We start from the raw sequence: 19,167 nt of genomic DNA on the forward strand, positions 1-19,167 counted from the left end.
TACTCCTGGCCTTGGCTTGAACCGGTCCGCGAAGTGTCCTGTCCGTCCCCTTGCTGGGCAGGGCCGTCCTGTGAGCGACCAGCCATCGGTGGACCCACCCCATACAGCGGAGTGCTGGACACAGACAGGACACTAGGCAGCGAGAGACGACCGGCATCGACCGGAACCAACAGTGACTCATCTGCACAGCTCAGCCGCCCTTTGGTGGCATCGCCCCAGGCAGGCCACGCACCGCAATAAGTACTGGCCCTACTGCTGTCCGCGAGGCACGGGAGCTTCATCATGATCGGGGCACTCTCAGGGCACATGAGGATGGGAATCGCCGCGCATCGATGAGAGCTCCTGAGAGTGGTTTGTGCAGGTCGAGCGCCCTTTCGGTGTATCGGTGCAGGTCACAGAGTTGCGCCCAGAAGAACCCGGCGTACGGCCCGACTCGTCTGCCGCTCCACATTTCCTCAGGCCAGAGACCATGCTCTCTGGATGAACACAAACGCCTGGGGCGAAGATGGGCCGCGCCGTGGGTTGCAATGCGCGATGGACTCTCGGTTCGTATGCAGCATGTGGTCGGCCCGGCCCCGGAGCGGCGAGCCGGCACAAGCGCACGGTTTGACGGCGGGCGTCCGGGCGTTGGCAGAGAAAACAGGCGCCGTAACGTGGTAACGCCGCTAAGACCACCGGTACGACCCCCAGTGCCGCCAGGTACCCTGAAACGCATCGTCAACGCGGCCCGACGGGCTTCCGCTCCACCCTGATGGAGTCTCGAAGGACACGCCCCCACCCGCACGAGTCTTTCGTGCTGCCCGGGGGAAGTCCTTGCTGTTCCGCGCGTCTGCTAAAACGGTCGCCGCCATGGCGCTCGACAGTTCGCTCTATCTCCACCTCACCGAGCAGTTCACCCACATGCACGGTTACCGGCCCTACCCCTCGGAGGCCCGGTCCTGGGAGCGGAGTATCCCCGCACTGGCCGCCGCACTCAATGACGCGGGCCTCGGTGACGTGGAGGTCATGCTCGAGTACGCGCTCCCGATGAACAGCAAGCGAGCCGACGCGGTTCTCGCCGGAATTCACCCACGCACGGGCGACCCCTCCTATGTCGTGGTGGAGCTCAAGCAGTGGAGCGATGTAGTCCCGGACGAGGACGACCCGCTCCTCTGCCACGTTCCGTCCTACCCTCAGCCGGTCCTCAACCCCATCGAGCAGGTGCGCCGTTACTGCGAGTACCTCGTCAACTTCAACGGCGCGGTCGCCGGCCACCTGGAGAGGGTCGGGGGAGTGGCCTTCCTGCACAACGCAACCGAGTTCGATGTGGGTGCACTGCGCGAGATCGAGTCCGACCAGTGGGGCCAGTTGTTCGCGGGCGACACCCGCGGTGGGTTCATCGACTACCTCCGTGGCCGGCTCAGCCCTGAGTATCCGGGCGCCGCATCCGCTGATGCGCTGCTCGCGGGCAAGACGGTCCCGTCGAAGCAGTTGATGGCGGTCGCAGCCCAAGAAGTTCGCGAGAGGGAGCAGTTCATCCTCCTCGACGAACAACAGGTCGCCTACCGTAAGGTCCTCAACGCGGTGCGTAAGGCCCAGCAATCGGACCACAAAGAGGTCGTGGTCATCACCGGTGGTCCTGGCACCGGCAAGAGCGTCATCGCGCTCTCCCTGCTCGGCGAGTTGTACCGGCGAGGCATTCCGGCTCTGCACGCGACCGGGTCCCAGTCCTTCACCAAGACGATGCGTAAGGTCGCGGGTGCCAGGAAGCGTGAAGTGCAGGACCTGTTCAAGTACTTCAACAGCTTCATGACAACGGAGAAGAACAGTCTCGACGTCCTGGTCTGTGATGAGGCCCACCGCATCCGTGAGACATCGGCCAATCGGTACACGCCGGCCGCGCGCCGGACCGGCAAGCGGCAGATCGACGAACTGATAGACGTGGCGAAAGTGCCCGTCTTCCTCCTCGACGAGCACCAGGTCGTGCGCCCGGGTGAGATGGGCACAGTGGAGGACATCCGAGCCGCAGCGGCACGCAGGGGGCTGAACTGCCCGGTCGTAAGGCTCGAGAGCCAGTTCCGCTGCGGCGGGAGCGACGCTTACCTGCGCTGGGTGGTGCGGCTCCTGGGCCTGGAGCCCGGCGGCCCGGTGGTGTGGGACCCAGATGACCGCATGCAACTGCTGTTGGCCGACAGTCCGGAGGAGATGGAGAGCTTCCTGGACGGCCGCCGCGGCCAGCGCTACAGCGCTCGCATGTCGGCCGGCTACTGCTGGCCGTGGTCACCGGAACCCAAACCGGGACAGCCCCTTCCGGCCGACGTGAAGATCGGCGACTGGGCGCGCCCCTGGAACTTGCGGGGCGACCGCTCTGTCTCCGGTGCACCACCGTCCGCCCTGTGGGCGACGGACCCGGCGGGCTTCGGGCAGATCGGTTGCGTCTACACCGCCCAGGGCTTCGAGTACGACTGGTCCGGGGTCATCATCGGTCCCGACCTGGTGTGGCGACGCGATCGATGGGTGACGGACCGTACGGCGTCCAAGGATCCGGTATTCAACCGTTCGACACCGGATGCCGATGTGGATCGTCTGATCCGCAACACGTACAAGGTACTGCTGACCCGTGGAATGGTCGGCACGGTCGTCTACTCCACGGATCGGGAGACACAGGAAAAACTTCGCGACCTGGTGGGTGCAGGGCGGCGCGTGGCTGTCACGGCGTGAACGACCAGCCTGGACCCGCAGCTTTTCGCCAACTTGCCGCTGACATGCCATGAGTCGTCGGGAGGTAGCTCACCTGAGCTGCCGCGCTCCCTAAGATCATCCGTACCAATTGCGGCCCGACGGGCTTCCTCTACGAGAGGACACGCCCCCACCCGCACGAGTCACTCGTGCCCTGGGGGAACCACCTCGTGTCCATGCTCCTGCTGAGGTTGTCTGCGCAGGACCTGCTCACACTGAACTCGAGACGCCGGATGGTGCCGCATCTCGCCGCCAGGTACCGGTACTTCCGAGGGCGCGATGTGTCCGAGTCTCGTCGAGTTGGCGCAGGACTTGGTTGAGGCGGAGCGGGGAAACGTCGAGATGGTCGTCGAGTGCGCGGCGACGGTCGACGAACCGCAGAAGGGGGAGCCGCACCTCATCGATGTCGTGCTCGTCGGCCGACACCCCGAGACGAGCCTGCCGTCCTTCCAGCTCGTCGAGCTGAAGCGATGGTCAATGGTGACGCGGGTGGAAGCCGCCACCGCGGAGCTTGTGTGTGTGCCGGGATACAAGAACCCCAAGAAGCACCCCGCGTTGCAGCTCAGAAACACCTATCGATTGTTCACTGGAGACCAGGGGCCGCTGCGTGGCATCACGGTCGAATGTGGCGGATTCGCGTACCTGCACAACGCCACCGATGACTCGGTTCGGCCGCTGCTCGATACGTTGGCACCGTCTGGAGCCTATGAGCGTGTGTACACCAAGGACAGCCGTGACCTGCTCCTTGCCGACCTGCGTCGCCATTTCGCGGAGGACGGCGCGGCTTCCGAGGCCGAGCAACTCCTGCGGTTCATGAATCTGCGCAACACGCCGCTTCTCGACGCGATGATCAGATCTCGCGGGGAGGACACGGTGTTCACCTTGCGGGGACAGCAGAAGAGGGTGGCGGCGAGTGTTATGCAACGAGCGGCCTTGGTTCTCGGGAATCCCGACCAGTCCGGCCCGCCGTCGGATGATGAACGGGCCGTGTTCATCGTGACGGGTGGCGCCGGTACAGGGAAGAGCGCGGTGGGTCTACAGCTCAGGGCCGACTTCGAGGCAGCCGGACGCACGGTGAAGTACGCCAGCGGCAGCCGTGCCTTCAACGGGGCGCTGCAAGAGCAGGTGGGCTATACCGACACGGAGTTCAGGAAGAGGTTCGCCTACTTCAGCAGCTTCGTGACACCTCCGGACCCTCCCCTGGACGTCCTCCTCTGCGACGAGGCGCATCGCATGAGAGAGCAAACCATCGACATCTACCAGCGAGAGGATAGATCGGGCAAGCAGCCTCAGGTGGACGATCTGCTCGATGCCTCCCGCCTCACGGTGTTCTTTCTCGACGAGAGCCAGTCCGTGCGACCCAAGGAAGTCGGAACGGTGAGCCTGATCGAGGAAGCCGCAAGAGCGCGAGGGATCACTCCACTCCGCTACGGGCTCAGGGAGGAATGGCGCTGCGGGGGCAGCGACGCCTACATTCGTTGGGTGCGGGCTGTCCTCGACATAGAGGGAGGAACCACCGAGTGGACCCCTGACGGTCTGATGCATGTCGAGGTTGCCGACAGCCCAGAGGAACTCGAGTACATCATCAGGGCCGAGGCGGAGGCAGGAGCGACAGCTCGCATGGTGGCCGGCTTCTGCTGGCCGTGGACCGAGCCGGTGGGCGAGGGGAAGGCCGCACGCTTGGAGTCAGACGTACGGATCGGTGACTGGCACCGGCCGTGGAACGCCAAGGGCGACTCGTTCCGCGAGAACGGAGCAGTGCCCCCGCACACGAAATGGTCGGTGCACCCGTTTGGCATCAACCAGATCGGCTGCGTTTACACGGCTCAGGGCCTCGAATGGGACTGGTGCGGGGTGATCCTCGGCGGGGACATGGTGAGGCGCGGTGACCACTGGGTCTACCGCAAGGGGCAGTGGTACAAGGACCCGGTGAGCAAGGTCAAACGTGTCAAAGTCGCAGGTTCGTTCGACATGAAGCTCCGGGAGGGGACGGGGAGTAAGGAAGAGAGGGAGGAGGAGTTCGAACGTTGTGTTCGCCACGCCTACCACGTGCTCATGACCAGGGCGAGCCGGGCGACGGTGCTCTACTCCACGGATGAGGAGACACAGGCGTACCTCAAGAGCTGCGTAGGCGACGTGCAGATACACGGCCTGCGGCCCACGTGGGAAAACCTCCCTGCCGAGGCACGAGTACCACATCTCCCCAGCCCGAAGAGGAAGGGCGTCGACACCTCTCTCGGGCAGGAACTGCTCTTCTGAAGGATCCTCGTCGTAGGGCTGACGCCAGACAAGCTGAAGTGTGGCGGGCTCGCCGGGCCCGCCACATGCCTGCCTCAGATGAGGTGGCGCGCTGCCGCCGACAGTGCCTCCCACACGAGGTTGGAGATCACGCTCGCGACGGCGCCGACCAGGATCTCGCGGATCCAAGGACGACGCGCAGGCTTGTACTCGACCGGTTCCATAAAGGCCCACTCCATGGTGTGAGTTCGGAATGGTAGGACCGCCCTACCGGGCACCCGCCTCATCCGTCACTCACGGCCAGTGGACTGGAACTTGGACTCCGCCTCGTACCCTCCGGGAAGGTGCGCAGCAGCAAAAGCCTATCGCACGGGGTGCATCCCTGACGGGCCCAACAACGGTGCACCATGCTGGACTTGAAGCCTCGAGTCTGTCCTGACGGTCTTCCTTGCAGGCGGATGAGACTCCACAGCCCCTTGGGCTCTCGCCGGTGTCCTGCTCGTCGGGGCGGCCTTCGTCCCGAGCCCGAGCGCCGTCGACAGCTCCACGGAGTTCCTCGGCTGGGTGATCCTCTTCGGAGCGGCCCAGCACCTCGTCACCTGCCTGCAGAAGCCGCTGTAGGGGCAACACACGCAAATCTCGCGACGGACCCACCGCCCTCCCCCGTAGAGGAGACGACAGAGAGATCATAGGGAGGGGAGCAGGACGTGGCAGGGCACAGGGGCAGGCGTGTCAGAGATGCGGTGGCAGCCGTGGCGGCGATGGCGGCGCTCACCGCGTCACAGGCGCCGGGGGCGGTGTCGGCGCGGGCAGCCGCACCGGCGGCCGGTCGGGCACTCGCCGAGGACGGACCGAGCGTGTCCGGCGACGCGCCGTACCGCACCGAGCTTCCGCCGTTGGGGACCGGGAAGCGTGCGCGTGGTGAGGCGGCGGCGCAGGAGGTGGGTGGCGCGCTGCCGGCGAGTGTGTTCGCCGCCTACCGGCGGGCCGAGGACCGGCTCGCGCGTGAGGCGCCCGGCTGCCGGCTGCGCTGGCAGCTGCTGGCGGCGATCGGGCAGGTGGAGTCGGGGCAGGCGCGCGGTGGCAGGGTGGCGTCGGACGGTACGACCCTGGCGCTGATCCTCGGGCCGCGGCTGGACGGCGTGGCCTTCGCGCTGATCCGGGACACCGACGGCGGCGCGCACGACGGGGACACTGCGTACGACCGCGCGGTCGGGCCGATGCAGTTCATCCCGTCGACCTGGGCCCGCTGGGGCGCGGACGGCAACGGAGACGGGCGTGCGGATCCGAACAACGTCTTCGACGCGGCACTCGCCGCCGGACGGTATCTGTGTGCCGGCGGCCGGGACCTGTCCGTTCCCGCCCAGTTGGATCGCGCGATCCTCGGTTACAACCACTCGGCGGCCTATCTGCGCACGGTCAGGGCCTGGTACGCGTACTTCCTGGAAGGGCACCGGGTGGTGCCGGACGGCTCTGCCGGGGCCTCCTCGGCGCGTCCCGAGCCGTCGCGGTCCTCTGCTGAGGTGACGGAGGCCTCGCCGACCCCCTCCGCCCGGTCGAGTGCCGCCCCGCCGTCTCGCACCCCGTCGGCCCCTGCCTCCCCGGCCCCGGCCAGTACCCGCCCGGGCACCGCACCCGAGAACCCGGCCGAGCCGCGACTCCCCGCCCCCGACCCGGACTTGGAGCTTCCCGGCGACGACCTGCTGCCCAGCGGCGCCCCACTCGCCAGTAACAGCGCGGACTCGATGACCGTCTCCCCCTCCACAACCGCCGATACTGGGCGGTAATGTCGCCCCCCGCCGGACAGCACGAGACCGGTGGGCGAGCGCGAAGGGGCCCTCATGGCGACGGACATGCCTGCGGACATGCCCGCAGAGACACCTGCAGTGGTGACCGCGGCCGACGAGCGGTGGCGGCGTATGTGGAGCCACCGTGAGCACCTGCTCAAGGTGGCCCGGCGCAGGTCGATGAGCGCCGAGGACGCCGAGGACGCGGTGCACGAGGCGATGCTGCGCGCCGCCGAGCGGCCCGACCTGGACGAGGAGCGGCTCGCGGCCTGGCTGACGACGGTGACGATGCGGCTGTGCGTCGACCGCTACCGGCAGGTGAACCGCGAGGCCGAGGTGCGTACCAGCCCGACGCTCATCGCCCCCGGCCCGGTGCCCGTCGAGGAGGCCGTGTGCGACCGGGCCGAGGCGAAGTGGCTGGCGGTGCGCAGTGGTGAGCTGCCCGCGCGGCAGGCCGAGGCGCTGCGGCTGAAGTCGGAGGACCTGGACGTCGGCCAGGTCGCCGTCCGGATGGGGCTGAGCTACCGGACCGTCGAGTCGTTGCTGGCCCGGGCCCGGCGGACGCTGCGGCAGTCGCTGGCCGCCACGCTCGGGTTCGCGCTGTTCCTGATCGGCTGGGGGCGGCCGCGCGGAGTCGGCAGGGCACAGGCCGTGGCGGTCGCCTCGACGGCTGCGTCCCTGGCGGTGGCGGGGTTCGTGCTGCCGTACGCCCTCGATGGCGGTGGGAGCGGGGGAGGCGGGGGCGGTGCGACGCCTCGGCCTGTGGCGGTCTCACCGGACGCGGACACGTTGCGGCCGGACAGTGGTGGCGGGGGCCGTCCGCCTCGGGGGAATGAGCCCACGGCTGCGGCAGCCGAGCAGGGAGCGGCTGAGTCCCCCGCCGCCGAATCGTTCCTCCCGTTGTCCGTGCCGTCGCTGCCGGATGCCCCCATCATTCAGGATGTTCCGGATGTTCCGGACGTCCCTGTGTCGTCGCTGCCCTCGCTGTCCGCGCCGGACGTCCCGCAGGTGCCCGACGTCCCCGAGCCCGACGTTCCCGACCTGCTGGTGGAGCCCTCCGCCGTGCCGACCGACACAGCGGTCCCGGAGATTCCGGAGGTTCCCGCCACGCCATCCGCATCCCTCCCCGAACCCACCGTGCCCCCACTCCCGTAGCACCTGGAAACCCACCCGGAAACGACCCGGAAACCGACCCGGGACCGACCCGGAAACCCACCCGGAACCGCCCCGGAAACCCGCTCGAAAAAAATCCGCCACTCGAGCGACGGACCCCCCGCCCCTCCCCGTAGAGCAGATGTCAGAGCTGCTGGAGCTGCTCCACGGGCTGAAGGGCGGACCGTATGGGTGTCGAGATCTGTGTGGAAGGGCTGACCAAGTCCTTCGGTCACCAGGTCATCTGGCAGGACGTCTCACTGACGCTGCCCGCCGGGGAGGTCTCCGTCATGCTCGGCCCCTCCGGCACGGGCAAGTCGGTGTTCCTCAAGACGCTCGTCGGCCTGCTCAAGCCGGAGCGCGGGTCCATCACGATCCAGGGCCGGGACATCACCAGGCTCCGCGAGCGCGACCTGTACGAGGTGCGCAAGCTCTTCGGCGTGCTGTTCCAGGACGGCGCGCTGTTCGGCTCGATGAACCTGTACGACAACATCGCCTTCCCGCTGCGCGAGCACACCCGTAAGTCCGAGAGCGACATCCGGCGCATCGTGCTGGAGAAGATGGACATGGTCGGGCTGATCGGGGCGGAGGGGAAGCTGCCCGGTGAGATCTCCGGCGGTATGCGGAAGCGGGCCGGGCTGGCCCGGGCCCTCGTCCTCGATCCGGAGATCATCCTCTTCGACGAGCCCGACTCCGGTCTCGACCCGGTCCGCGTCGCCTACCTCAACCAGCTCATCGTCGACCTCAACGCCCAGATCGACGCGACCTTCCTGATCGTCACGCACGACATCGCCTCGGCCCGCCAGGTGCCGGACAACATCGGGCTGCTGTTCCGCCGCGAGCTGGTGATGTTCGGGCCGCGGGAAAAGCTGCTGGCCAGCGACGAGCCCGTCGTACGGCAGTTCCTGAACGGCCGGATGCAGGGCCCGATCGGCATGGCGGAGGAGAAGGACGCGGCGCAGGTCGAGCAGGAGCTCGCGCAGATCGACGACAGCGGGGGCGTTCACGAGCCGCCGGCTCCCCGCCTGCTGCCGGGGCCGGGTATCGCCCGGCCACCTCGCTGGGAGGCCATCGCCCGGCGCGAGGCCGCGCTGCACCAGAAGGAGGTGGCCGGCGCATGAGTCTGTCTCCAACCGGAGCGCTGCGGCACTCGGGCAGTCTCTTCGCGATGGCGCTGGACGTCGTCCGGACGATCCCGCGACGGCCTTTCCAGGCGCGGGAGTTCATCCAGCAGACGTGGTTCGTCGCGAGCGTCACCATCCTGCCGACGGCCCTGGTGTCGATCCCCTTCGGAGCGGTGATCGCGCTGCAGATCGGCAGCCTGACACGGCAGCTCGGCGCCCAGTCCTTCTCGGGCGCCGCCTCCGTGCTCGCCGTGCTGCGCGAGGCCTCGCCGATCGTTACCGCGCTGCTGATCGCGGGCGCCGGCGGCACGGCGATCTGCGCCGACCTCGGGGCGCGGAAGATCCGCGACGAGATCGACGCGATGCAGGTGCTGGGCATCGACCCCATCCACCGGCTGGTCGTCCCCCGCGTGCTGGCGTCGATGCTGGTGGCGGTGTTGCTCAACGGCCTGGTGTCGGTGGTCGGCGTCGCGGGCGGCTACTTCTTCAACGTCGTTCTCCAGAACGGCACCCCGGGCGCCTACCTGGCCTCCTTCACCACCCTCGCCCAGCTCTCCGACCTGTGGGCGGCCGAGGTCAAGGCACTCGTCTTCGGCGCGATCGCCGGGATCGTCGCCTCCTACAAGGGCCTGACCGCGAAGGGCGGACCCAAGGGTGTGGGCGACGCGGTGAACCAGTCGGTGGTGATCACCTTCATGTTGCTGTTCGTGACCAACTTCGTGATGACCGCGGTGTACTTCCAGGTCGTCCCCCAGAGGGGTTAGCCGATGAAACTCATCGACCGCCCGCTGAAGTCCCTAGAGGAGCTGGGCGCCCAACTGTCCTTCTACGGCCGCTCGCTGGCCTGGACCGGCCGCACCCTGCGCCGCTACAAGAAGGAGATCCTCCGGCTGCTCGCCGAGGTGAGCTTCGGCCGGGGGGCGCTCGCCGTCGTGGGCGGCACGGTCGGCGTGATCGCCTTCCTGTCGTTCTTCACCGGCACGGAGGTCGGGCTTCAGGGATACGCGGCTCTGAACCAGCTCGGCACCTCCAACTTCGTCGCCTTCCTCTCGGCGTACTTCAACACCCGTGAGATCGCCCCGCTGGTGGCCGGGCTCGCGCTCTCCGCGACCGTCGGCGCCGGGTTCACCGCCCAGCTCGGCGCGATGCGGATCAGCGAGGAGACCGACGCGCTGGAGGTCATGGGTGTGCCCTCGCTGCCCTTCCTCGTGACGACCCGGATGATCGCCGGGTTCGTGGCCGTCGTCCCGCTGTACGTGATCGGCCTGCTCTCCTCGTACCTGGCCGCCCGCACCATCACCACCGGCTACTACGGGCAGTCCACGGGCACCTACGACCACTACTTCCAGCAGTACCTGCCCCCGGTGGACGTGCTGTGGTCCTTCGGCAAGGTGCTGGTCTTCGCCGTCCTGATCATCCTGGTGCACTGCTTCTACGGCTATTACGCGAGCGGCGGCCCGGCGGGCGTCGGCGTCGCGGTGGGCCGCGCGGTGCGGACCTCGATCGTGGCGATCAACGTCCTGGACTTCTTCCTGTCGCTGGCGATCTGGGGCGCCAGCACGACCGTTCGGATCGCGGGGTGAGCCGCCGTATGAGGGTGCTGAGACTGCGGTTGTACGGCGTCGTCTTCATCGCCGTACTCGCGCTGCTGCTGTCCCTGTCCGTCGCCGTCTACCGGCAGGCGTTCACGCCGGTCGTGCGGATCACGCTGGAGGCCGACAGCCTCGGCAACCAGCTCGATCCGCGCGCCGACGTCAAGCTGCGCGGGCTGCTGGTCGGCGAGGTGCGCGAGGTGCGGGCCGACGGGAGGAAGGCGACGCTCGACATCGCTCTGAAGCCGGAGAACGTCGCCCAGATCCCGTCCGACGTGCACGCGCGCCTGCTGCCCAAGACGCTGTTCGGCGAGAAGTACGTCGACCTGGTCGCACCGCGCGGCTCATCGGCGCGGCCCATTCGCGCCGGTGACGTCATCACCCAGGACCGCACCCGCGTCGGCATCGAGGTCCAGCAGCTGATGAACGACCTGCTGCCGCTGCTGCGGACCGTCCAGCCCGGCAAGCTCAACGCCACGCTCTCCGCCTTCGCCACCGCCCTCGAAGGCCGCGGCGACCGGATCGGCGACAACCTCACGCGAGTGGAGGCCTACCTGCGCCGCCTCAATCCGCACCTGCCGTCCCTGAAAGAGGACATCGCACGCTTCGCCGACGTCGCCGAGGTCTACGGCGACGCGGCGCCCGACCTGATGGAGATCCTGCGCAACACCGTCACCACCAGCCGCACGATCGTCGAGGAGAAGGACCGGCTGGCGGCGGCGCTGAAGTCCACGGCGACCGTCGCGGGCACGGCGGAAGACTTCCTCGACGCCAACGGCGACCGGCTGATCACCCTCGGCCGGGTCTCCCGCCCCACGCTGGAACTGTTCGCCCGCTACTCACCCCAGTACCCCTGTCTGCTGGCCGGCCTGGTCCGGCAGGAGAAGGCCTCCGAGGAGGCGTTCCGGGGCGGAAAGATGCACATCACGCTGGAGGTCGTACGGCCGCAGGGCGCGTACGAACCGGGTGAGGAACCGCGCTACGGCGAGCGGTCGGGCCCGAACTGCCGTGATCTGCCGCATCCTCCGGTGCCGGCGCCCGGCGCTCACCTCGACGACGGTTCGCAGAAGCCGGGCTCGTCCTCGGGCGGTCCGCTCGGCGTGTCCGCCACCCGGGCCGAGCAGCGGGCCGTCGGCTCGCTCGTGGCGCCGGCGCTGGGCGTACCCGCGGACGAGGTGCCTCCGGTCGCGACGCTGCTGTTCGGGCCGATGGCGCGCGGGACGGCGGTGAGCGTCGCATGAGCACCACGAGCGCCCGGCAGACCGCCGCCCCGCTGATCAAGTTCAGTCTCTTCGCGCTGGTGACGGTGGTGGCCACGGCCCTGCTCGCCGCCACCATCGTGAACATCTCCTTCACCCCCGAGCACGAGTACCGCGCGGTCTTCAGCGACGTCACGGGCCTGGAGGAGGGCGACGACATCCGGGTGGCGGGAGTGCGGGTCGGCGAGGTCGCGGGCATCCGGATCAAGGACCGGACGCTGGCCGAGGTCACCTTCACGGTCAGCCAGGACCGGCCGCTGCTCACGAGCACGGGCGCCGTCATCCGCTACCGCAACCTGGTCGGGCAGCGCTACGTCGCGCTGACCGAGGGCGCCGGCGACGGCACCCGGCTGCGCCCCGGCGGCACGATCCCGCTCGCGCGCACCCAGCCCGCCCTCGACCTGAACGCGCTGCTGAACGGCTTCAAGCCACTGTTCGCCGCGCTCAGCCCGAAGGACGTCAACCAGCTCGCCACCGAGATCATCAAGACCCTCCAGGGCGAGGGCGGCACCGTCAACAGCCTGCTGACGCACACGGCGTCGCTCACCACGACGCTGGCCGGCCGCGACAAGCTGATCGGCTCGGTGATCGACAACCTCAACACCGTGCTGAAGACGCTCGACAAGCGAGGTGCCCGCTTCTCCGGCCTGCTCAAGCAGCTGCGCCGGGTCATCTCGGGCCTGTCCGCCGACCGCAAGCCCATCGGCCAGTCGCTGGTGAGCATCGGCGATCTGACGGAGGCCACCTCGGGCCTGCTGAAGGACGCGCGTCCGCCGCTCAAGGACGACATCGCGGAACTGACCGACCTCACCGGGACGCTGAACGACAACGAGAAGACCGTGGAGGGCGTGCTGAAGAGGCTGCCGAACAAGCTCAACGAGCTGACGGGGACGGCGTCCTACGGCTCGTGGTTCAACTTCTACCTGTGCGACTTCGACGGCCGGATCGTGCTGCCGAAGACCAAGCAGGTGCTCACGCCCGAGATGCACGTGGCGAGGGCGAGGTGCGGGGCATGAGCCGCAAGCGCCGCCCGGAGCCGCTCGTCACAGTGCGCATCGACCCGCCGAAGCTGCCTCGCGTGCGACTGCCGAGGATACGGCTCCTGCCGCGCCGCACGCCGCGTCCGCAGCCCCTGGTCAAGGTGCGCATCGACCCGCCGAAGCTGCCGAGGATACGGCTGCGCCGTCCGCACCTCGGCCCCTTCCGTGAGCGCAACCCCATCGTCATCGGCGCCGTCGGACTCACCGTCCTCGCGCTGCTGACCGTGGCCGCGTTCAACGCCGACCGCCTGCCGGTGATCGGCGACGGAGAGACGTACAGCGCCGCCTTCGCGGAGGCGGGCGGTCTCAAGCCGGGCGACGAGGTGCGGATCGCCGGGGTCAAGGTCGGCAAGGTCGAGGAGGTCGACCTGGACGGCGACCACGTCAAGGTCACCTTCAAGATCAAGGACGAGCCGGCGTTCGGCACCCAGACCGGCGCGTCGATCCGGGTCAAGACGATCCTCGGCGCGAAGTACCTCGCCCTGCACCCCAAGGGGCGGGGCCGGTTGGAGCCCGGCAGCGAGATCCCGCTGCGGCGGACCGTCCCGGCGTACGACGTCGTGCAGGCGTTCAGCGATCTCACCACCACGACGGAGAAGGTCGACACCGAACAGCTGGCCAAGGCCCTGGACACCATCTCCACCACCTTCGAGGACTCACCGGAAGAGGTACGGGCGTCCATCAAGGGCCTGTCGAAGATCTCCCGGACGGTGGCCTCGCGCGACAAGGCCCTCGGGGAGCTCCTCGACCACGCCAACGGCGTGACGGGCGTACTCGCCGAAAGGTCGGGCGACTTCACCGCCCTGGTCGAGGACGGCGACAAGCTGTTCAAGGAGATCAACAAGCGGCGGGCGGCCATCCACAAGCTGCTGAAGACCTCCGCCGCGCTCGGCATCCAGCTCTCCGGCCTGGTCCAGGACAACGAGAAGGAGATCGGGCCCGCGCTCAAGGGCCTCAACACCGTGGTGAAGATGCTCGAACGCAACCAAGCCGGTCTGGAACGCAGCATCAAGCTCCTGGCCCCCTACGTACGGGTCTTCACCAACACCCTCGGCAACGGCCGCTGGTTCGACTCCTACGTCCAGAACCTGGTCGCCGCCCCGGTGGTGCCGCGGACGCGGACGGGAGGCGCGCGGTGAGCAACCGTCGGAAGAAGCCCCTGGCCGTGCTGACCGCCCTCGCCCTGGTCGCCGCGCTCAGCTACGTCCTGTGGCCGCGGACCGAGCCGGCCCGCGTCACGGCGTACTTCCCCCGCACCGTCGGCATCTACCCCGGCTCGGACGTCCGCGTGCTGGGCGTGCGGATCGGCGAGGTCAGGAAGATCACGCCGGAGGGTGGCCGGGTGCGGGTGGAGCTGGAGTACGACGCGGACCGCAAGGTCCCGGCGGACGCGCAGGCCGCGATCATCAACTCCTCGGTGGTCAGCGACCGTTACGTGCAGCTGCTGCCGGTGTACCGGAGCGGCCCGGTGCTGCGGGACGGGGACGAGATCCCCGAGTCGCGTACGGCCGTACCGGTCGAACTGGACCGCGTCTTCGACAGCCTGCACACCACGGCCGAGGCGCTCGGCCCCGAGGGCGCGAACAAGGACGGCGCCCTGTCACGGCTGCTCGGCGTCAGCGCCGACAACCTCGACGGCCAGGGGAAGAACCTCCACCGGACGGTCGAGGACCTCTCGGAGGCGGTCACGACTCTCTCCGACGGCCGTACGGACCTGTTCGGCACGGTCCGCAACCTCCAGGTGTTCACGGCGGCGCTGGCTGCGGACGACAAGAGCGTGCGCTCCTTCAACACCAGCCTCGCCAAGGTCGCCGAGCAACTCGCGGGCGAGCGCAAGGACCTGGCGGCCGCCCTGAAACACCTCGGCACCGCGCTCGGTGACGTGTCCGCCTTCGTGAAGAAGAACAAGAAGTCCCTGACGTCGAACGTGGAGGGCCTGAGCAAGGTGACCAAGGTGCTCGTCACCCAACGGGCGGCGCTGGAGGAGCTGCTGGAGGTCGCGCCGACGGGCATGTCGAACCTGAACAACGCCTACAACCCCTCCGCCGGCACCCTCGACACCCGCAACAACCCCGACCACCCGCAAGATCCCGCCTCCCTGCTGTGCTCGATCCTGAAGACGACCGGGGAGAAGACCGACTGCAAGGACCTGAGGGAGCTCTTCGACTCCCTGCCCGAAGTGCCCGAAGTACCCAAGGGCACCGCGGTCACCGGCACGGTCGACCGCACCCTCGGCGGAATACTGGGGGCCCGCGCATGAGGCCACCGCGCAAGGTCGGGGCCGTCGCATGGGCGGCCGTCGGAACGCTGCTGCTGTCCGGCTGCGAGTTCAACGGCTGGTACGACGTCCCGCTCCCCGGCGGAGCCGCCGCCGACGGCAACGCCTACCACGTCACCGTCGAGTTCCGCGACGTCCTCGACCTGGTCCCGCAGTCGGCGGTCAAGGTCGACAACGTCACCGTGGGCGCGGTGGAGAAGGTGGAGCTGGAGGGCTGGCACGCGAGGGCCCGCCTCCGGGTCGCCGACTCGGTGAAGCTGCCCGCCAACGCCGTGGCCGGGCTGCGGCAGACCAGCATGCTCGGCGAGAAGTACGTGGCGCTGGCCCCGCCGCCGGAAGGCACGCCGGTCGGCCGGCTCCGCGACGGTGACGTGATCCCCCTGTCCCGCAGCGGCCGCAACCCGGAGGTCGAGGAGGTGCTGTCCGCGCTGTCCGCCCTGCTCAACGGCGGCGGCGTGGCCCAGCTCAAGACGATCACCACGGAGCTGAACAAGGCCCTGGAGGGCCGGGAGAACCGGGTCAGGTCCCTGCTCAAGGAACTCGACACCTTCATCGGCGGCCTGGACGACCAGCGCCGGGACATCGTCCGCGCGCTGAAGGCCGTGGACCGGTTGGCCAAGCGGCTGGGCAAGGAGAAGAAGACGATCGCCGAGGCCGTCGACGCGATGCCGCCGGCGCTGAAGGTCCTGGCCGACCAGCGCCGCGACCTGACGAGGATGCTCACCGCCCTGTCGAAGCTGGGCAGGGCCGGCACCAAGGTGGTCAACGCCTCGCACGAGGACACGGTCGCCAACCTCAAGCGGCTGCGGCCGATCCTGCGACAGCTCAACAAGGCGGGCAGCGACCTGCCCAACTCCCTGGAGCTGCTGACGACGTACCCGTTCCCGCGCAACGTGGTGGACGCCATCAAGGGCGACTACGTCAACCTGCACATCACGGCGGACCTCGACCTGCCCGGGATCTACGGCAACCTGACGGACGAGCCGGGCGGCGGGAACGGCGGGGACACGCGGATACCGAAGCCTCCAGAGGCCCCGGACCTGCCGGACGTACCGGATCTCCCGGACGCGCCGGATCTCCCGGACGTGCCGAAGCCCACCGCGCTGCCGAGCGGTCCGAGCGTGCCGCCGCGCCCGTCGGCCCCCTCGGGCGGCGACGACCCGCTGTGCCCGCCGGTGTGCACCGCCGGTTACGGCTTCGGCGGCTACGGCTACGGCTCCGGCGGCCACCGCGCCCGGGGCGACTGGCCCGAGGGGATCGACCTCGAACTCGCCGAGCTGATGCTGAAGGGGGTCCAGCCGTGATCACCCGTACGGTCAAGACGCAACTGATCGCCTTCGCCGCCCTCACCGCCGTGGGGGTGTCGTACGTCGGCGCCGAGTACACGGGCCTGGTGGACGAGGTCCTGGACCGCGGCTACACGGTGCGGGCCGACTTCGCCGACTCCGGGGGCGTCTTCCCCGGCGCGGAGGTCACGTATCGCGGGGTGCCGGTGGGCAAGGTGGGCGCCCTGCGCCTGACCGGCCCGGACGGCGTCTCGGTCACGCTCGACATCGAGGACGGGGCGCCGCGCATCCCGGCGGACACGCTGGCCGTGGTGGCGAACCGTTCGGCGGTGGGCGAGCAGTACGTCGATCTCCAGCCCCGCACCTCCCGCGGCCCGTACCTGCTGGACGGCAGCACGATCCCGCGCGGGAGCACGCGGGTGCCGCTGTCGACGACGGACATGGTCCTCAGCCTGGACCGCCTGGTGAACTCGGTCGGCAAGGACGACCTGGGCGTCACGGTCGACGAGCTGGGCAAGGCCTTCGCCGGCACCGGCCCGAACCTGAGCCGCCTGGTGGACTCCGGCAACACCCTGGTCGAGTCGGCGTCCGAGGCGCTGCCGGAGACCATCGCCCTGATCGAGGACTCACGCAAGGTCCTGAAGACGCAGGCCGACCAGGGCTCGTCGATCAAGTCGTTCGCGCGTGATCTGGCGGCGCTCTCGGCCCAGTTGAAGGCCAGCGACGGTGACCTGCGCAAGCTGATCGGCAACGCGCGGCCGGCGGGGCAGGAGCTGAACGCGCTGCTGAAGTCGACCGGGCCGCAGCTGTCGGTCCTGCTGGCCAACCTGATCAGCGGCGGCCAGGTCACGCTGGCCCGCCTCCCCGGCGTCGAGCAGGCCCTGGTCACCTTCCCGCTGATGGTCGAGGGCAGCTACACGGTCGTCCCCGGCGACGGCACCACCCACTTCGGCCTGGTCCTGAACGCCGACGAACCGCCGGCCTGCACCCAGGGGTACGGCACGGCACGCCGCGACCCCGCGGACACCAGCACACGCGAGGCGAACACCGGCGCCCGCTGCACGCTCCCGCGCGGCAGCCAGTCGTCGGTACGGGGCGCGCAGAACGCCCCGGGCGCGTCGAGCACCGGCGGCGGCGCGAACCAGGCGACCTACGTGACCCCGTACGACCCGGAGACCGGCACCACCACCGGCCCGGACGGAAAGAACGTCGAGATCGGCTCGACGGGCGGCCAGCAGGCCGTGTTCGGAAAGGAGTCGTGGCAATGGCTGCTCGTTGGCCCCGTGGCATGAGGCCGGTGCGACCCGGAGTGCTGACGGCAGGGCTCGTCGCGGCGACCGTCGTCACCACGGCACTGTCACTCTGGATGGCCTTCGGCCTCTACCAGCAGCGCGAGGCGGACCAGCGACGCCAGGGCATCCTGGCCGCCGCCCGCCAGTCGGCGCTGAACTTCACCTCCCTCGACTACCGGCACTACGACCGCGACAGCGCGAACGTGCTGGCGGGCGCGACCGGCGAGTTCAAGAAGCAGTTCACGGCGCAGACGGACCAGTTGACGAAGCTGGTGGCCCAGAACAAGTCCGTGTCGCAGGGCCAGGTCCTGGAGGCGGGCATCGTCCGCTCCGACGAGGACTCGGCCCGGGTACTGGTGGTCGCCGACAGCAAGGTGAGCAACACCGCCGCGCCCGAGGGGGAGGCCCGCACGTACCGGCTCCAGCTCGACCTCGTGCACAAGGACGGCCGCTGGCTGACGTCCGACGTCGAGTTCGTCGGCTGACCCACGGGCCGATCCGCCGACCGGCAGACACCGACAAGCACCGACAGGCCCCGGCACGCACCGACGAGGAGCACGAGGAGTACCACCATGCCGAAGACGACCACCGGCCGCGCCCCCGGCCCCGGCACCCGCCGCACCATGACGGCGGCCGCCCGCGCCGCGGCGAAGCGCGCGGAGCGCGGCCACCGCGAGGCGGGCGCGGCGACGGCCGGCGACGAGGAGTCCCCGCGCCGGGCCGATCGGCCCCGCGCCGGACGCACCGTCCTCGTCGAGGCCCCGAAGGACGGCTGGGACGACCCGCCGGAGCCGTCACCGGAGTCGTTCGAGGAGAACGGGACTGTCGAAGAGGACGGGACTTTCGAGGAGGACGCGCCACAGGAGCGGAGCGAGCCCGGCCCCGGCGGCCGTCGGAGGCCGCTCACCTTGCTCTTGGCCGTCCTGCTCGTCGTCGGCGTTGTCGCGCTCGCCGCCCTGGGATGGCAGTACCGCGACGGCCGCCTGTCGGAGACGGCCCGGGCCGAGGCGCTCGCGGCCGCGCGAGAGGCGGCGCCGGTCGTCCTGTCGTACGACTACCGCCGCCTGGACAAGGACTTCTCCAGGGCCCGCGCCCACCTGACCGGCGACTTCCGCGACGAGTACGGCAAGACCACGAAGACCGTGGTCGCCCCGACGGCCCGGAAGTACCACGGCGTGGTGAAGGCCACGGTCGCCGCCCCCGGCTCCGGCGGCACCCCGGCCGCCTCCGTCGTCTCGGCGTCCCGCGACAAGGTCGTGGTGCTGCTTTTCGTCAACCAGGTCACCGAGAGCACCCAGGTGTCGGGGGCCCGAGTGGACCAGAACCGGGTGCGGATGACGATGGACCGCACGGGCGACGGGTGGAAGGTGAGCGCGGTGGACGCGCTGTGAAGGCAGCTCC

At 69.3% G+C, this 19,167-nt stretch carries 16 protein-coding genes; 15 read left to right on the plus strand and 1 reads right to left on the minus strand.

Annotated elements, in window-relative coordinates; genetic code table 11:
• The first annotated feature begins 813 nt into the window (after nucleotides 1-813).
• On the plus strand, nucleotides 814-2,700 hold the full coding sequence (locus tag ABZ192_RS11455; RefSeq protein WP_356924276.1) for a DUF2075 domain-containing protein: 1,887 nt from the start codon (nucleotides 814-816) through the stop codon (nucleotides 2,698-2,700).
• 318 nt (nucleotides 2,701-3,018) lie between these two features.
• Nucleotides 3,019-4,977 carry a DUF2075 domain-containing protein gene (locus ABZ192_RS11460; RefSeq protein WP_356924277.1) on the plus strand — a complete coding sequence of 653 codons (1,959 nt, stop codon included), beginning with the start codon at nucleotides 3,019-3,021 and terminating at the stop codon, nucleotides 4,975-4,977.
• Between the two features lie 74 nt (nucleotides 4,978-5,051).
• Here ABZ192_RS11460 and ABZ192_RS11465 read toward each other — a convergent pair whose 3' ends face one another.
• Nucleotides 5,052-5,180, minus strand: coding sequence for a DUF6408 family protein (locus tag ABZ192_RS11465; RefSeq protein WP_257027711.1), 129 nt, complete (start codon nucleotides 5,178-5,180; stop codon nucleotides 5,052-5,054).
• Between the two features lie 519 nt (nucleotides 5,181-5,699).
• On the opposite strand from ABZ192_RS11465, the gene ABZ192_RS11470 reads away from it, so the two are divergent.
• From ABZ192_RS11470 to ABZ192_RS11530, 13 genes are all read left to right on the plus strand, one after another.
• Nucleotides 5,700-6,743, plus strand: a complete 1,044-nt coding sequence (locus tag ABZ192_RS11470) for a lytic murein transglycosylase (protein ID WP_356924278.1) — start codon at nucleotides 5,700-5,702, stop codon at nucleotides 6,741-6,743.
• Between the two features lie 54 nt (nucleotides 6,744-6,797).
• The gene (locus ABZ192_RS11475) at nucleotides 6,798-7,898 is read left to right on the plus strand and encodes a sigma-70 family RNA polymerase sigma factor (protein ID WP_356924279.1); all 1,101 of its coding nucleotides are present in this window, start codon (nucleotides 6,798-6,800) and stop codon (nucleotides 7,896-7,898) included.
• Between the two features lie 185 nt (nucleotides 7,899-8,083).
• On the plus strand, nucleotides 8,084-9,016 hold the full coding sequence (locus ABZ192_RS11480) for an ABC transporter ATP-binding protein (protein WP_356924280.1): 933 nt from the start codon (nucleotides 8,084-8,086) through the stop codon (nucleotides 9,014-9,016).
• A complete protein-coding gene (locus ABZ192_RS11485; RefSeq protein ID WP_356924281.1) occupies nucleotides 9,013-9,783 on the plus strand; it encodes an ABC transporter permease in 771 nt (256 codons plus the stop codon). The genes ABZ192_RS11480 and ABZ192_RS11485 overlap by 4 nt, the downstream gene beginning before the upstream one ends.
• A gap of 3 nt (nucleotides 9,784-9,786) precedes the next feature.
• The gene (locus ABZ192_RS11490; RefSeq protein WP_356924282.1) at nucleotides 9,787-10,602 is read left to right on the plus strand and encodes an ABC transporter permease; all 816 of its coding nucleotides are present in this window, start codon (nucleotides 9,787-9,789) and stop codon (nucleotides 10,600-10,602) included.
• An 8-nt stretch (nucleotides 10,603-10,610) separates the two neighbouring features.
• Nucleotides 10,611-11,852, plus strand: coding sequence for an MCE family protein (locus ABZ192_RS11495; protein ID WP_356924283.1), 1,242 nt, complete (start codon nucleotides 10,611-10,613; stop codon nucleotides 11,850-11,852).
• The gene (locus ABZ192_RS11500) at nucleotides 11,849-12,886 is read left to right on the plus strand and encodes an MlaD family protein (RefSeq protein WP_356924284.1); all 1,038 of its coding nucleotides are present in this window, start codon (nucleotides 11,849-11,851) and stop codon (nucleotides 12,884-12,886) included. Before ABZ192_RS11495 ends, ABZ192_RS11500 begins: the two co-directional genes overlap by 4 nt.
• Nucleotides 12,883-14,049, plus strand: a complete 1,167-nt coding sequence (locus tag ABZ192_RS11505) for an MCE family protein (protein ID WP_356924285.1) — start codon at nucleotides 12,883-12,885, stop codon at nucleotides 14,047-14,049. The genes ABZ192_RS11500 and ABZ192_RS11505 overlap by 4 nt, the downstream gene beginning before the upstream one ends.
• On the plus strand, nucleotides 14,046-15,170 hold the full coding sequence (locus ABZ192_RS11510; protein WP_356924286.1) for an MCE family protein: 1,125 nt from the start codon (nucleotides 14,046-14,048) through the stop codon (nucleotides 15,168-15,170). The genes ABZ192_RS11505 and ABZ192_RS11510 overlap by 4 nt, the downstream gene beginning before the upstream one ends.
• On the plus strand, nucleotides 15,167-16,492 hold the full coding sequence (locus tag ABZ192_RS11515; protein WP_356924287.1) for an MCE family protein: 1,326 nt from the start codon (nucleotides 15,167-15,169) through the stop codon (nucleotides 16,490-16,492). Before ABZ192_RS11510 ends, ABZ192_RS11515 begins: the two co-directional genes overlap by 4 nt.
• A complete protein-coding gene (locus ABZ192_RS11520) occupies nucleotides 16,489-17,766 on the plus strand; it encodes an MlaD family protein (RefSeq protein WP_356924288.1) in 1,278 nt (425 codons plus the stop codon). Before ABZ192_RS11515 ends, ABZ192_RS11520 begins: the two co-directional genes overlap by 4 nt.
• Entirely contained in the window at nucleotides 17,763-18,251 is a 489-nt protein-coding gene (locus ABZ192_RS11525) for a hypothetical protein (protein WP_356924289.1), read from the plus strand. Before ABZ192_RS11520 ends, ABZ192_RS11525 begins: the two co-directional genes overlap by 4 nt.
• Before the next feature lie 87 nt (nucleotides 18,252-18,338).
• A complete protein-coding gene (locus ABZ192_RS11530) occupies nucleotides 18,339-19,157 on the plus strand; it encodes a hypothetical protein (protein WP_356924290.1) in 819 nt (272 codons plus the stop codon).
• Nucleotides 19,158-19,167: the final 10 nt, after the last annotated feature.

This window comes from Streptomyces sp. NPDC006235 (assembly GCF_040613735.1).
In the GTDB taxonomy this organism is placed as follows: domain Bacteria; phylum Actinomycetota; class Actinomycetes; order Streptomycetales; family Streptomycetaceae; genus Streptomyces.

What these genes read in the sequence shown, in the direction of transcription:
- ABZ192_RS11465 (WP_257027711.1), bottom strand. Translation starts at nt 5,180, where the DNA reads ATGGAACCGGTCGAGTACAAGCCTGCGCGTCGTCCTTGGATCCGCGAG.
- ABZ192_RS11475 (WP_356924279.1), top strand. Translation starts at nt 6,798, where the DNA reads ATGGCGACGGACATGCCTGCGGACATGCCCGCAGAGACACCTGCAGTG.
- ABZ192_RS11480 (WP_356924280.1), top strand. Translation starts at nt 8,084, where the DNA reads ATGGGTGTCGAGATCTGTGTGGAAGGGCTGACCAAGTCCTTCGGTCAC.
- ABZ192_RS11485 (WP_356924281.1), top strand. Translation starts at nt 9,013, where the DNA reads ATGAGTCTGTCTCCAACCGGAGCGCTGCGGCACTCGGGCAGTCTCTTC.
- ABZ192_RS11490 (WP_356924282.1), top strand. Translation starts at nt 9,787, where the DNA reads ATGAAACTCATCGACCGCCCGCTGAAGTCCCTAGAGGAGCTGGGCGCC.
- ABZ192_RS11495 (WP_356924283.1), top strand. Translation starts at nt 10,611, where the DNA reads ATGAGGGTGCTGAGACTGCGGTTGTACGGCGTCGTCTTCATCGCCGTA.
- ABZ192_RS11500 (WP_356924284.1), top strand. Translation starts at nt 11,849, where the DNA reads ATGAGCACCACGAGCGCCCGGCAGACCGCCGCCCCGCTGATCAAGTTC.
- ABZ192_RS11505 (WP_356924285.1), top strand. Translation starts at nt 12,883, where the DNA reads ATGAGCCGCAAGCGCCGCCCGGAGCCGCTCGTCACAGTGCGCATCGAC.
- ABZ192_RS11515 (WP_356924287.1), top strand. Translation starts at nt 15,167, where the DNA reads ATGAGGCCACCGCGCAAGGTCGGGGCCGTCGCATGGGCGGCCGTCGGA.
- ABZ192_RS11525 (WP_356924289.1), top strand. Translation starts at nt 17,763, where the DNA reads ATGAGGCCGGTGCGACCCGGAGTGCTGACGGCAGGGCTCGTCGCGGCG.
- ABZ192_RS11530 (WP_356924290.1), top strand. Translation starts at nt 18,339, where the DNA reads ATGCCGAAGACGACCACCGGCCGCGCCCCCGGCCCCGGCACCCGCCGC.